Raw genomic sequence first — 12,622 nt, 5'->3', positions numbered from 1 at the left:
ATCGTCACACACTCTGTTTCTTTCCTTGATTGACGAAAGCGCGTACTTCTTCTGCGATTTGTCCAGGTAATAATCCGATTTCTTCTAGTAATTCGTTCACACCGCCATGCTCGATATACCAATCCGGAATACCAAAGCGTTTGACGCGTGGGAATGCTTCCTGCTCGTTCGCATGTTCAAGGACAGCTGATCCGAATCCACCTTTTAGGACGGCTTCTTCGAGCGTCACGAGTGGAATGCCTTCGGCGTAAAGGGCGTTCAGCATCTTCTCATCAAGCGGTTTGATCGTCCGGGCATTGATGACACGAACCGATAGTTCGTCTGCTAGGAGATCCGCAATTTTGAGCGCATCTTGTACTTGTGGTCCGAATGCAAGGATCGCGACGTCCGTTCCTTCACGTTCGACTTCCCATGTATCAAGAGAAATTTCATGCAATGTCTCGTCCATTGGTACACCGATACCTTCTCCACGTGGGAAACGAACGGCGATTGGCCCTTCATATTTGACGGCTGAATAGAGCAAGTGTTGCAGTTCGTTCTCATCCTTCGCCATGACGATCCGGATGTTCGGTACGTGACGCATGAAGGCAATATCGAAGACGCCTTGGTGTGTTTCACCATCTGCGCCAACGAGACCTGATCGGTCAATCGTAAACGTCACATCTAGATTTTGACGCGCCACGTCGTGAACGAGCTGATCGTATGCACGTTGGAAGAAGGTCGAGTAGATCGATACGACAGGTTTCATGCCTTGCGTCGCTTGACCAGCTGCGAACGTCACAGCATGTTGTTCTGCAATGCCGACGTCAAACATCCGCTCTGGGAATTCTTTTTCAAAACAATCGAGTTTTGAACCGACGCTCATCGCTGGCGTGATCAACGTTAACTTTTCATCGTCGCGTGCCATCTTCGTCAACGTATCCGCTACCGTAAAGGAATAACTAGGTGCTTTTGATTTCCCTTTAATGACTTCGCCAGACTCCATCTTGTATGGTCCAAGACCGTGCCATGTGCCGACGCCATCGAACTCTGCTGGACGATAGCCTTTCCCTTTTTTCGTGATGACATGAAGTAGGACAGGGCCTTCTTCTTTTTTCACGTAATTGAGCTGTTCGATCAAATCATCAAGATCGTGCCCATCGACCGGACCGTAATAGTTGAAGCCGAGCTCTTCGAAGAACATGCCAGGAACAAGTGCGCCTTTAACGGCTTCCTTCAACTTCTCGCTTCCTTTTTCAAGGCGTCCGCCAATGACCGGAATCTTTTTGATCAACGTTTCAAGCTCGTCTTGGGCAAAACGCACTTTACGTGATGAACGAATTCGTCCAAGCATTTGATGCATCGCCCCAACGTTTGGTGCAATCGACATCTCGTTATCGTTCAAGATGACGATGACGTTTTGTTGTTCTGCTCCAATATGATTCAATGCTTCGAGTGCCATCCCACCTGTCAACGCACCATCACCGATGATCGCGACTGCACGATCACTCTTACCGCTTAGTTCATTCGAGACAGCAATCCCCATTGCTGCTGACAAGGACGTCGAGCTGTGTCCTGTCTCCCAGACGTCATGCACACTCTCATTGCGTTTCGGGAACCCACAGAGTCCTTTGTGCTGACGGAGCGTATCAAACTGGCTCGCACGTCCTGTCAAAATCTTATGCACGTATGCTTGGTGCCCGACATCCCAGACGAACTTGTCATTCGGACTGTCGAATTCACGATGCAACGCAAGCGTCAACTCGACGACACCGAGGTTCGGTGCCAAGTGTCCACCTGTCGTCGCTAATTCTTCAATCAAAAAGCGTCGAATATCGCCTGCGAGTACTTCGAGTTCGGAGACCGACATACGCTTTAAAAATGACGGATCCTGTATTTCTGTCAATTTCATACCTTACCGCCTCTTTTCCTTACAATCTTATAGGGTTTGTACCCTACATTGTACTAGAACAATCTATCGAGCGCCATTGTCAGCATAGAAAAAGACGACGCAGATGCGTCGTCCTGCTTAATGGTCGCGCTTGACCACGAAGTCGAGCAGTTCCTTAAGTGTCGTCGCTTCGACTGATAATGCATCAATCGCTTGTTCCGCTGCTTCCACCTGAGCTGTCAGCGCGCGTTTCGCGCCTTCAAGACCCAGTAATTTTGGATACGTTGCTTTTTCGTTCCCTTCGTCGCTACCAACCGGTTTGCCGATTTTTTCAGCATCTCCCGTCACGTCCAAGATGTCATCTTGAATTTGGAATGCGATTCCGAGATGGCGACCGTATTGCTTCAAGTGATCAAGATCGCTCGAGCTGACCGAAGCAAGCAATCCACCCGCTTCGACTGCAAAGACGAGGAGTGCTCCTGTTTTCCGACGGTGAATCGACTCAAGCTCCGCTACGTCATTGATGCCGCCGTGCTCTCCGAGCATATCGTCGAGTTGACCTCCGACCATACCTGTAGCACCTGCTGCTGCTGACAATCGTTCGACAAGGGCAAGCTTCACTTCTGGCGAAGCCGGTGTCTCAAGAAGACAGCTGAAGGCGTTCGTAAGCAAGGCATCTCCTGCTAAAATCGCTGTCGCTTCATCAAAAGCGATATGATTCGTCGGACGCCCTCGACGCAGATCATCATCGTCCATTGCTGGAAGGTCATCATGAATCAGTGAGTATGTATGAATCATCTCGAGTGCCGCAGCAGTCGCGTCACCTTTTGCACGGTCGATCGAAAAAGCATCGAGTACCGCATAAATCAAGGCTGGGCGAATTCGTTTCCCACCCGCATCGAGTGAATACCGCATCGAATCGCGTAAACGATCCGGTGCGTCGAGTCGCTCCATGAACTCTTCCATTTTGTTTTCGACTTGTGTCTTCCACTCATTCAAAGCAATCATTGCGCTCCTCCTTTTTCCCGAAGCGTACCATCTTGCTCCAGGATTTGATCGAGTTTTTTCTCAGCAACGGATAACTTTCCTTGGCAAAGAGCCGTCAGTTTGACGCCTTCTTCATATAGAGCCATCGCCTGTTCAAGAGGAGCTTCGCCCTCTTCGAGTAACGTGACGATTTCTTCTAATCGTTCCAGTGCTTCTTCAAAAGATTGTTCCGTCTCCATTCTTACTCCCCATCCTCTCGTTTAGCACGAATCGTTCCATCATGGAATCGGATATCGAACGAAGACGCTGTCAATGCCTTCGCGGAACGGACGATTTGTCCATCCTGTTCGACATACGTATAGCCGCGCATCAGAACATGCGTCGGACTGACGGAGTCGAGTCGCGCGAGCACATGACGCACCTGTTGTTGCTTCGATTGCAAGAGTCGACGAACGATTTCGAGTCGACGTCGTGATTGTTCAATCGTCGCCCGTTGTTGCACGAAGCGATCCCGCACCGGCACACGCATTAAGCGTGTGTCAAGACGCTCCACCTGTTGCTGGTGTTGCGCTATTACTTGCTTGATCTCCTTTTGGAGTGACATCTCTGCTCGGTCTAGTTGCTCCTGCTTCAGTCCGAGTAGAACGCGTGGTGATTTCAGACCGTAGCTCGCGGCAAGCCGTGTCACTTGCTCCTGTTTACTTTTAAGAAGTTGTGCATAGGTTCGTTCTAAACGACGCTCCACATCCTGCACCCGTCGAGTGAGTGCCTCTGCTTCCGGAGTAACGAGTTCTGCCGCTGCTGTTGGTGTAGCAGCACGAACGTCGGCGACGAAATCACTGATTGTAAAATCCGTTTCGTGACCGACAGCAGAGACGATCGGAATGCGTGATTCAAACACGGCTGTCACGACAGACATCTCATTGAATGCCCACAGCTCCTCAATCGAACCACCACCACGACCAATGATCAACACATCACAGGCAGCATGCTCATTCATCAGCTGAATGGCACGGCTGATTTGTGGTGCCGCATCCACTCCTTGTACAAGGACCGGGGCGAAGACGATGGCCGCTTGCGGATAACGGCGCCGGAGTGTCGTTGCGATGTCATGAAGCGCTGCTCCTTTTGGCGACGTAATGATCCCGATGCGCTCTGGAAAAGCTGGCAACGGCTGTTTGATTGCTGGATCAAACCAGCCACGCTCTTCTAAATCTACCTTCAAGCGTGAGAACGCCTCATACAGCGCTCCTACACCGTCTTCCGTCATCCGTTCGACATAGAGTTGCATCTCTCCAGAAGAGACGTAGACGGATAAGCGTGCCGTAACGACAACACGCATCCCATCGCGAACGTCTGCTTTGACTCGACTGGCATCCCGGGCAAACATGACGGCTTTCATCCGTGATTGCTCATCCTTCAACGTAAAATAAAGGTGACCGGAAGAGTGTCGTTTAAAGTTCGACACTTCTCCCACCACCTGGACTTGTTGCAGAAGGGCGTCGCCTTCTAGTTCACGTTTGACATAGTGGACTAAATCGGAAACGTGAAGAGGTTCGCTCATCGCGCAGCCTCGATCGTGTTATGCAGTAGCATCGTAATCGTCATCGGACCAACGCCACCTGGAACAGGTGTGATCATCGATGCAACATCTTGTACCGTATCAAACTCGACATCACCGACGAGTTTGCCATCAACACGGTTGACACCAACATCAATGACGACAGCATCCGGTTTCACCATATCCGCCGTAATCAGCTTCGGTACGCCGACTGCGACGATCAAGATATCCGCTTGACGCGTCATCGCACCGAGGTCTTTCGTTTTTGAATGACAATAGGAAACGGTAGCCGATTCATTCAAGAACAACATACCGACGGGTTTACCGACGATTTGGCTACGTCCGACGACAACGACGTGTTGACCGGCAATCGGTACGTTCATCTCTTTGACGAGATGAAGAATGCCGTTTGGTGTACACGGTAAAAATGTCGGTTCACCAATCATCATTTTCCCGACAGAGACAGGATGAAAACCATCGACGTCCTTTTCAGGAGAAATCGCAAAAATGACCTTACTCTCATCAATGTGGTCAGGCAACGGCAATTGGACGAGAATCCCATGGACACTCGCATCAACGTTCAGACGGTCGATCAAGTGAAGAAGCTCTGATTCCGTTGTTTCTGCCGGAAGTCGGATCAACTCCGAATCCATGCCGATTTCCTTCGCCGCCTTTTCTTTACCACGTACATAGGACTGACTAGCAGGATCTTCGCCAATCAGGATGACAGTCAATTGCGGTTGAATCCGCTGTTCTTTCAGACGTGCGACTTCTTCTTTCAGCTTCATACGATATGAATGGGCTACCTGTTTTCCATCGATTACTACTGCCATGATTTGTCCACTCCCCCAAAAAGTTCGATTCACTCTTCTGTCTGTTTGTCTCTATTCGGTTTTACAAGTTTATGAATTTTCTTTGACGACGCCTTGTGCGACCTTACCGAGAACACCGTTCACGATTTTTGTCGCTTCTTCATCCGCGAACGCTTTCGTCAATTCAATCGCTTCGTTGATCGTCACTCGAACTGGAATGTTCGTTTCGAATAACAATTCGTAGACGGCTAAGCGAAGAATCGTCCGCTCGATGTTTCCGAGTCGTTCGAATGACCAGTTGACGAGTGCTTCTCGGATGTGTTGGTCAATCGTTGCTTTGTTCGTTTCGACACCGTTCACCAATTGCTCGACGAATGTGTCATATTCCTTACCTTCTACCGCGAATTCAATGGCCTCTTGTGCAGTCAGATCCGAAAGCTCCATTTGGAACAAAGACTGGACTGCGAGTTCGCGTGCCATGTGTCGTTTCATCATGATTTTGCGTGCTCCTTTTTTTGTCGTTCTCAATCAGTTAGTTTAGCACATTCCTCTTTTAAAAAACATAGAGAACGCCAAAAAAAGACGGGAGTTCGTCGCACAAACTCCCGTCCTGATTCAGTTAACGATCGTACCTTTTAGCTCACGCTCTGCGAATTTCGTCGTGAACGTCCCACGCCGGAATACCGGGTGACTGAGAACACGTTCGTGGAACGGGATCGTCGTCTTGACACCTTCGATCCAAAATTCAGCCAGTGCACGTTCCATCTTCGCACATGCTTCTTCCCGTGTTTCCGCATGGACGATCAACTTCGCAACCATCGAATCATAGTACGGTGGAATCATATACCCCGGATAGACCGCACTATCGATGCGCACACCCATTCCGCCTGGTGTCACGTATTGTGTGACGCGTCCAGCAGACGGACGGAAATCATGGTCTGGATCCTCGGCATTGATTCGGCATTCGATCGAATGACCGTGGAACTTGATATCCTTTTGTTTGACGGCAAGCGGATGATCAAGCGCCACTTGCAGTTGCGCTTGAACGAGGTCGAACCCAGTGATCATCTCCGTTACCGGGTGTTCGACTTGAATGCGCGTATTCATCTCCATGAAGAAGAATTCTTCCGTCTCTTCGACGAAAATGAATTCGATCGTCCCTGCTCCTGTATACTGAATCGCTTTTGCGGCTTTTACGGCAGCCTCACCCATCTTCAATCGTGTCGCTTCACTGACCGCAGGTGATGGCGCTTCCTCGATCAGTTTTTGCATCCGACGCTGGACGGTACAATCCCGTTCACCAAGGTGAATGACATTCCCGTGTCGGTCAGCGAGGACTTGTACCTCGACATGGCGGAATTCTTCGATGAAGCGTTCTAAATAGACATCCCCGTTTCCGAAAGCTTGTTTTGCTTCACGACGTGTCTCACTTAGCCCGTTGATCAGCTCTTCTTCCGAACGAGCGACCCGAATCCCTTTACCTCCACCACCGGCTGTTGCTTTGATGATGACTGGATAACCAATTTCTTGCGCCAGTGCGACCGCTTCTTCGTCCGTGACCGTTCCATCCGAACCAGGCACGACAGGCACTCCACACTCGATCATCGTCTTCTTCGCGACGTCCTTGATCCCCATCTGACGGATCGCATCCGACGTCGGACCAACGAACTTGATTCCGCACGCTTCACACATCTCAGCAAAATCAACGTTCTCGGCTAGGAAACCGTAACCCGGGTGGATCATCGTTACTTGACGGTTCGTTGCGATTGCGAGGATATTCGTAACGTTTAAGTAGGATGAAGCAGAACTCGCCTCACCGATGCAGTACGCCTCATCGGCTAAACGAACGTGTAAGGCTTCCTTATCTGCCGTCGAGTAGACAGCAACGGTCTGTATTCCAAGTTCCTTTGCCGCTCGAATGATACGGACGGCGATTTCTCCACGGTTGGCAATCAATAATTTTTCCATGCTGTTCACCCCCGTTTACGGACGGATCCGGAAGAGTGGTTGACCAAATTCAACGAGATCTCCATCGGCGACAAGAATCTCGACGACCGTTCCAGATACTTCCGAGTTTAAGTTATTGAAGAGCTTCATTGCTTCAAGGACACAAACGATCTGACCTACTTCAATCTGATCACCGACTTTGACGTATGCCGGTTTATCCGGATTCGGACGCGAATAGAACGTTCCGACCATCAAGGCATTGATCGTGACCGTATCATCCGCAGTCGCCTCTTCCTCGACTGGAGCCGTTGCTTGCTTAACTGGAGCAGGAGCCGCTACCGGCGCAGCAGGTGCTTGGTGCGAGACCGTCACTGTTTCTCCTTGTTTCTTCAACTTCAATTTATACGTATCCGTCTCGAGTGAGAGTTCATTTACACTCGACTGATCGAGCATTTCGAGTACTTGTTTCAACTGATCGATTTTCATCTGTCATTCTTCCCCCATCTATGCTGTATTCACAATTATTATACCAGGTGCTAATGCCTACTCAAATACTTATATTAACTGGTCATACCATTGGATGCAAGTCAAGCTGGATGAAAAAAAGACGTCTCTCGACCTGATAGAAGGTGAGAGACGTCTTGTCGTTTCAATATTATCCGTTGTAACGACCTGTGAAATCACCTGTACGTGTATCAACCGTTACTTTTTCGCCTGCTTCGATGAAGAGTGGTACTTGAATGATGTGACCCGTCTCCACTGTCGCGTTTTTCTTGACGTTCGAAGCTGTATCACCCTTAACGCCAGGCTCTGCTTCGACGATCGTCATGACGACTGTGTTCGGTAATTCAAGACCGAGGATTTCGCCGTTGTAAACCGCGATTTGAACTTCCATGTTTTCAAGCAAGTATGGAAGAGCTGCTTCGACTTGTGCCGTCGTCAATTCCAATTGCTCATACGATTCTGTGTCCATGAAGACGTAAGTCTCACCCATTGGGTAAAGGTATTGCATCTTGTTACGCTCGATATGTGCACGCTCGACACGCTCACCACCACGGAATGTCATCTCTTGGATGTTTCCGTTACGGATGTTACGCATTTTCGTCCGAACGAAAGCTGCCCCTTTACCTGGTTTAACATGTTGGAATTCAAGTACTTGCCAAATCATACCGTCTGAAGTTTTAATCGTTAATCCTGTTTTTAAATCGTTTACTGATACCATGAATGGTTCCTCCTAAAATGTCCCGTCACTCTGAATTAGAGAGTGATCAGTTCTTTTGGTGAAGACGAAAGAATTTCTCGACCTGTTTCCGTGATCAAGACGTCATCTTCAATCCGGCATCCGCCAACTTGCGGCACGTAGATACCTGGTTCGACCGTAACGATCATGCCCGGTTCAAGTTTCGTCTCAGAGCGGAACGACAAGCCAGGTCCTTCATGTACTTCTAGACCAATACCGTGTCCCGTCGAGTGACCGAAGTACTCACCGTAACCTGCTTCTTTGATGATATCACGTGTCAACGCGTCCGCTTCGATTCCAGTGATACCTGGTTTTAAGCCATCGACACCCGCTAGTTGCGCTTGTAAGACTGTATCGTAGATCTTCTGCAATTCGGCATTGATCGGACCGACTGCGACAGTCCGTGTGATATCTGAAACATAACCGTTCAAGAGCGCTCCGAAATCAAGCGTCACGAGCTCACCCGTCGCAATGACTTTCGAGCTGGCAACACCGTGCGGCAAGGCAGAACGATGGCCTGACGCCACGATCGTATCGAAAGAAGAAGACGTCGCTCCATGCTTGCGCATGAAGAATTCTAGTTCATTTGATACTTCAAGTTCTGTTCGTCCTGGTTGAATGTACGTCAAGATGTGTTGGAAGGTCGCGTCTGCGAGCTCCACCGCTTCCTTAATCATCTTAATCTCTGACGAATCCTTAATCAAGCGTAGGTTTTCAATGATTCCTGTCGTCGGAACAAGCTCGATTGCCGAAGCTTGATCGTATGCTTCAAAAGCACCGAGTGTCATCGCATCCTTTTCGACACCAACCGCGCGAACACGCGCTCCTGCCATCAATTCGCCCATCGTCTCTGGAATCGAACGTTCGATTTGAACGATCTCCATTCCTTTGACTTGGTCTGCCGCTTGCTCCGTGTAACGGAAATCCGTCACGAAGTACGCTTGCTCTTCTGTTACGAGACATGCACCGCTTGATCCCGTGAAGCCGGAAATGTATCGAATGTTCTCTGCTTTCGTGACGAGTAATCCTGGAAGGTCCCGTTCCTTTAAAGCTGCTTGTAACGCCTCGATCCGTTGTTTCATGATTGATTTCCCCCTTGTTCCGATTGTTGTAAAGCTTGAAGTGCTTCCGTTGCTAGACGATATCCCGTCATGCCAAGTCCAGCAATGACGCCTTGACAGACGGATGCGATCATCGAATGATGACGGAAGGATTCACGTGCATGGACATTCGATAGATGGACCTCGATGACGGGTGCTTCGATCGCAGCGATCGCGTCACGTAACGCGATACTCGTATGCGTATAGGCAGCCGCATTGAAGACGATGCCGTCCGCTCCCCGTTCCTCGTGAAGAACATCAATCAGTCGTCCTTCATGGTTCGATTGTTCAAACCGAAACTGAATGTTCGGAAAATAAGCGCGAAGGTCGTGTTCTAAGTCGGCTAATGTCGCCGTTCCATATGTATCCGGTTCGCGTGTTCCGAGTAAATTCAAGTTTGGTCCGTTTAATATCAAGACACGCAAAAAAACACCTCCTCGAATTCCTTTTCATTGTATCATAACCCGATTTCCGACTCCTAAAGATTACCTCGTTTTGACGAGTCGAACATAGTTTTTTTAGCGTAAATCAAGTACACTGACGATACACCTAATTTTAATGAAGACGGGATGCGTTCTATTATGAAAACGACTAATCCGCCAGTCGGTGGTCAAGCCATCGTCGAAGGCGTCATGTTCCAAAATGCGACCCATGCAGTCTCCGCGATTCGTCGAAATGATGATTCGATCGAGACGTTTGCCCAGCAAAAACCGGTTCGACCACGAATCGCCAAAGGAAAACGAATTCCACTTTTGCGTGGTCTCTTTGCTTTGATGGAGTCCTCAGCGAATGGCGCAAGTCATATGAACTTCGCAAGTGACCGCTACGGTGTCAAACCGGGTGAAGAAGAACCGGAAGAGGCGACTGCCAGTCCTTTGACGAAATGGCTCGGCGTAGCTGTCGTCGGGATCCTATCATTCTTTTTCGGTAAATTACTCTTTACGTTACTACCTGCTTTCCTTGCATCACTGTTCGATGTATTTCCAGCCTTGTCTGGACATGTCATTCAAAACGTCATTGAAGCAACAATCAAATTAACGCTTTTGTTCAGTTATCTCTACGTGATTTCGTTGACCCCGCTTGTTAAACGACTTTTCCAATATCATGGTGCTGAGCATAAAGTCATCAATTGCGTCGAGTCAGGACGTCCACTTACGGTCGAGAACGTTCGCGTCAGCAGTCGGCTTCATTACCGGTGCGGCTCGAGTTTCTTGATCTTCACCGTCATCGTCGGATTTTTCGTCTATCTGATCGTGCCAACGGATCCGCTTTGGTTGCGTCTCGTCTGCCGAATCGCTTTATTACCGGTCGTCATCGGTCTTTCATTTGAAGTGTTACAGCTGACGAATAAAGCACAGCACATTAAAGGACTTCGCGTCATCGCCTTGCCTGGCCTATGGTTGCAGTACTTGACGACGAAGGAACCGGACGATTCACAGATCGAGGTTGCGATTTATGCGTTTGAAGCGTTGGAAAAACAGGAACATAACCTACATGAGAATGCACTGGGTTAATCGATAACAGGGGTGATATTATGATCAGACAACGCATTGGTTCTACATTTGCACTCGTCGTGTTACTGTTCGCTTTTGTCGGCTTCGGATATAAACTCGTCAACAATCCAAGTAGTCTGTTTTCACAATTGCTGTTCTTCGGGATTACCGCCGGGATTATCTTCTTGCTCTTTAAGTTCCTGACTCGTAATCGAAGCGTCGGAAATGGTGCGAACGCTCAGTACCGAAAATCCGTCGCTCAATCAAAAAAAATGCATGGCTCTTCGAATTCTGTTCGCCGGACAGACTTTAAGAAAAAACCGGTCAAGTCTTCAAAAGCGCCGGCTTCGAATAAAGTCAGACCGTTGCGGGATCGTTCAAAAGCGCCTCACCTGACAGTCATCGAAGGAAAAAAAGGTAAAAAGAAAAAACGTGCTTTCTAAATTTCAAAAGTACATTAAAAAGGAGATTCGTCACGCGACGAATCTCCTTTTTTCGTGTTCAATCCGTTTCGACCCAACCGATATACGGTAGATTGCGATATTCCTCAGCACAATCGATTCCGTACCCAACAACGAAGTAATCCGGAATCTCAAAACCGACATAGTCTGCGTCGAGTTTTACTTCACGACGTGCCGGTTTATCGAGTAACGTACATACCTTCAGGACGCCTGGTTGATGTAATTTCATATGATCACATAGGAAATGAAGCGTCCGTCCTGTATCGATGATGTCTTCGATGACGACGACATATTTTCCTTGAACATCGAGATCGAGATCTTTCTTCAACTGGACACGCCCGGAAGAGACGGTCTTTGTTCCGTAAGAAGAGCACGCGACTGTATCAATTTGAACGCTTCCTTTGATTTCGCGCATCAAATCCGCAGCAAAGACCATCGACCCTTTCAACACGACGACAAGAACGATTTGACGTCCGGCAGCATCTGCTTCAATCTGTTGTGCTAATTCACGGACTTTTTCTTTTAGTTGTGACTCAGACACTAACTTTTCTTTAATCGTAATTTCCATGACCAGGTGCGAACACCCGTCACCCCCTTCGTCCATTTTCAGGCTCAGTATAACATAACACCTTTTAAATGCGCACTTTATCATTAAATTGTAATGGAATGTTCGTGTTTAAGATGATCTCTTAGAAAAAAAGTATAAAAAAACAAGCCTCAATCCTCTGGATGGGCTTGTTGATAGCGATGCAGTTCCTCTTTCAAACCAGGACGTTCTGCGAAGAACTGAATCATTCCGTTGATCTTATCCAACGCTTCGATACTAATATGATGTTCGATTCCTTCGACATCCTTATAAATCAGTTCTTCATCCACACCAACGAGACGAAGAAAATCTTCAAGTAAGGCGTGTCGTTCCACGAGACGCTTTCCGATTTTGCGTCCTTTAGGCGTCAGCATGAGACCCCGATACTTTTCATAAACGAGATACGTCTCCCGGTCGAGCTTTTGAACCATCTTTGTTACCGACGACGGGTGAACGCCTAACGACTCCGCTATATCCGATACGCGGGCATACCCCTTATCTTCAATCAGTTTATAAATTTGTTCCAAATAATCTTCCATACTCGGAGTTGGCACGACATCACCTT

15 protein-coding genes are annotated in these 12,622 nt (G+C 48.5%); 2 read left to right on the top strand and 13 right to left on the bottom strand.

What is annotated here, in order from left to right; all coding sequences use genetic code 11:
- Window positions 1–4: 4 nt before the first annotated feature.
- The 11 genes from dxs to aroQ all read right to left on the bottom strand — a co-directional run bounded on the left by dxs (window position 5) and on the right by aroQ (window position 9,942).
- Window positions 5–1,891: a 1-deoxy-D-xylulose-5-phosphate synthase gene (gene dxs, locus ACZGCQ_RS01295; RefSeq protein WP_023467585.1), complete on the bottom strand. Its 1,887-nt coding sequence runs from the start codon at window positions 1,889–1,891 to the stop codon at window positions 5–7.
- A 117-nt stretch (window positions 1,892–2,008) separates the two neighbouring features.
- The gene (locus ACZGCQ_RS01290; protein WP_214728072.1) at window positions 2,009–2,878 is read right to left on the bottom strand and encodes a polyprenyl synthetase family protein; all 870 of its coding nucleotides are present in this window, start codon (window positions 2,876–2,878) and stop codon (window positions 2,009–2,011) included.
- Complete coding sequence (xseB, locus tag ACZGCQ_RS01285; RefSeq protein ID WP_023467583.1) at window positions 2,875–3,096, bottom strand: exodeoxyribonuclease VII small subunit; 222 nt, start codon at window positions 3,094–3,096, stop codon at window positions 2,875–2,877. The genes ACZGCQ_RS01290 and xseB overlap by 4 nt, the downstream gene beginning before the upstream one ends.
- A 2-nt stretch (window positions 3,097–3,098) precedes the next feature.
- Window positions 3,099–4,421 (bottom strand): exodeoxyribonuclease VII large subunit, encoded by a 1,323-nt coding sequence (xseA, locus tag ACZGCQ_RS01280; protein ID WP_481265138.1) that lies wholly within the window; start codon window positions 4,419–4,421, stop codon window positions 3,099–3,101.
- Window positions 4,418–5,251 carry a bifunctional methylenetetrahydrofolate dehydrogenase/methenyltetrahydrofolate cyclohydrolase FolD gene (gene folD, locus ACZGCQ_RS01275; protein WP_082627410.1) on the bottom strand — a complete coding sequence of 278 codons (834 nt, stop codon included), beginning with the start codon at window positions 5,249–5,251 and terminating at the stop codon, window positions 4,418–4,420. The genes xseA and folD overlap by 4 nt, the downstream gene beginning before the upstream one ends.
- Window positions 5,252–5,320: 69 nt before the next feature.
- The gene (gene nusB, locus ACZGCQ_RS01270) at window positions 5,321–5,725 is read right to left on the bottom strand and encodes a transcription antitermination factor NusB (RefSeq protein ID WP_023467580.1); all 405 of its coding nucleotides are present in this window, start codon (window positions 5,723–5,725) and stop codon (window positions 5,321–5,323) included.
- A gap of 120 nt (window positions 5,726–5,845) precedes the next feature.
- Window positions 5,846–7,198, bottom strand: coding sequence for an acetyl-CoA carboxylase biotin carboxylase subunit (gene accC / locus ACZGCQ_RS01265; RefSeq protein ID WP_035409099.1), 1,353 nt, complete (start codon window positions 7,196–7,198; stop codon window positions 5,846–5,848).
- A gap of 15 nt (window positions 7,199–7,213) precedes the next feature.
- Window positions 7,214–7,663: an acetyl-CoA carboxylase biotin carboxyl carrier protein gene (gene accB, locus ACZGCQ_RS01260; protein WP_481265137.1), complete on the bottom strand. Its 450-nt coding sequence runs from the start codon at window positions 7,661–7,663 to the stop codon at window positions 7,214–7,216.
- Window positions 7,664–7,832: 169 nt separating this feature from the next.
- Window positions 7,833–8,399 carry an elongation factor P gene (gene efp / locus ACZGCQ_RS01255; RefSeq protein ID WP_023467577.1) on the bottom strand — a complete coding sequence of 189 codons (567 nt, stop codon included), beginning with the start codon at window positions 8,397–8,399 and terminating at the stop codon, window positions 7,833–7,835.
- Window positions 8,400–8,434: 35 nt separating this feature from the next.
- The gene (locus tag ACZGCQ_RS01250; RefSeq protein WP_029341091.1) at window positions 8,435–9,499 is read right to left on the bottom strand and encodes a M24 family metallopeptidase; all 1,065 of its coding nucleotides are present in this window, start codon (window positions 9,497–9,499) and stop codon (window positions 8,435–8,437) included.
- Entirely contained in the window at window positions 9,496–9,942 is a 447-nt protein-coding gene (gene aroQ / locus ACZGCQ_RS01245) for a type II 3-dehydroquinate dehydratase (protein ID WP_029341090.1), read from the bottom strand. Before aroQ ends, ACZGCQ_RS01250 begins: the two co-directional genes overlap by 4 nt.
- A 156-nt stretch (window positions 9,943–10,098) precedes the next feature.
- On the opposite strand from aroQ, the gene ACZGCQ_RS01240 reads away from it, so the two are divergent.
- Entirely contained in the window at window positions 10,099–11,031 is a 933-nt protein-coding gene (locus ACZGCQ_RS01240; protein ID WP_029341089.1) for a DUF1385 domain-containing protein, read from the top strand.
- Between the two features lie 20 nt (window positions 11,032–11,051).
- Window positions 11,052–11,453: an SA1362 family protein gene (locus ACZGCQ_RS01235; RefSeq protein ID WP_069940386.1), complete on the top strand. Its 402-nt coding sequence runs from the start codon at window positions 11,052–11,054 to the stop codon at window positions 11,451–11,453.
- 58 nt (window positions 11,454–11,511) lie between these two features.
- Here ACZGCQ_RS01235 and hpt read toward each other — a convergent pair whose 3' ends face one another.
- Together hpt and mntR are read right to left on the bottom strand one after the other, a co-directional pair.
- Window positions 11,512–12,039, bottom strand: a complete 528-nt coding sequence (hpt, locus tag ACZGCQ_RS01230; protein WP_023467572.1) for a hypoxanthine phosphoribosyltransferase — start codon at window positions 12,037–12,039, stop codon at window positions 11,512–11,514.
- Between the two features lie 149 nt (window positions 12,040–12,188).
- Window positions 12,189–12,611, bottom strand: coding sequence for a transcriptional regulator MntR (gene mntR, locus ACZGCQ_RS01225; protein ID WP_035398709.1), 423 nt, complete (start codon window positions 12,609–12,611; stop codon window positions 12,189–12,191).
- Window positions 12,612–12,622 lie beyond the last annotated feature (11 nt).

It is taken from the genome of Exiguobacterium sp. HSB13, assembly GCF_056764755.1.
This window is presented reverse-complemented; position numbering and strand designations above follow the sequence as displayed.

Coding starts and splice junctions, on each gene's coding strand:
- dxs (WP_023467585.1), bottom strand. CDS start 1,891: ATGAAATTGACAGAAATACAGGATCCGTCATTTTTAAAGCGTATGTCG.
- ACZGCQ_RS01290 (WP_214728072.1), bottom strand. CDS start 2,878: ATGATTGCTTTGAATGAGTGGAAGACACAAGTCGAAAACAAAATGGAA.
- xseB (WP_023467583.1), bottom strand. CDS start 3,096: ATGGAGACGGAACAATCTTTTGAAGAAGCACTGGAACGATTAGAAGAA.
- xseA (WP_481265138.1), bottom strand. CDS start 4,421: ATGAGCGAACCTCTTCACGTTTCCGATTTAGTCCACTATGTCAAACGT.
- folD (WP_082627410.1), bottom strand. CDS start 5,251: ATGGCAGTAGTAATCGATGGAAAACAGGTAGCCCATTCATATCGTATG.
- nusB (WP_023467580.1), bottom strand. CDS start 5,725: ATGATGAAACGACACATGGCACGCGAACTCGCAGTCCAGTCTTTGTTC.
- accC (WP_035409099.1), bottom strand. CDS start 7,198: ATGGAAAAATTATTGATTGCCAACCGTGGAGAAATCGCCGTCCGTATC.
- accB (WP_481265137.1), bottom strand. CDS start 7,663: ATGAAAATCGATCAGTTGAAACAAGTACTCGAAATGCTCGATCAGTCG.
- efp (WP_023467577.1), bottom strand. CDS start 8,399: ATGGTATCAGTAAACGATTTAAAAACAGGATTAACGATTAAAACTTCA.
- ACZGCQ_RS01250 (WP_029341091.1), bottom strand. CDS start 9,499: ATGAAACAACGGATCGAGGCGTTACAAGCAGCTTTAAAGGAACGGGAC.
- ACZGCQ_RS01240 (WP_029341089.1), top strand. CDS start 10,099: ATGAAAACGACTAATCCGCCAGTCGGTGGTCAAGCCATCGTCGAAGGC.
- ACZGCQ_RS01235 (WP_069940386.1), top strand. CDS start 11,052: ATGATCAGACAACGCATTGGTTCTACATTTGCACTCGTCGTGTTACTG.
- hpt (WP_023467572.1), bottom strand. CDS start 12,039: ATGGAAATTACGATTAAAGAAAAGTTAGTGTCTGAGTCACAACTAAAA.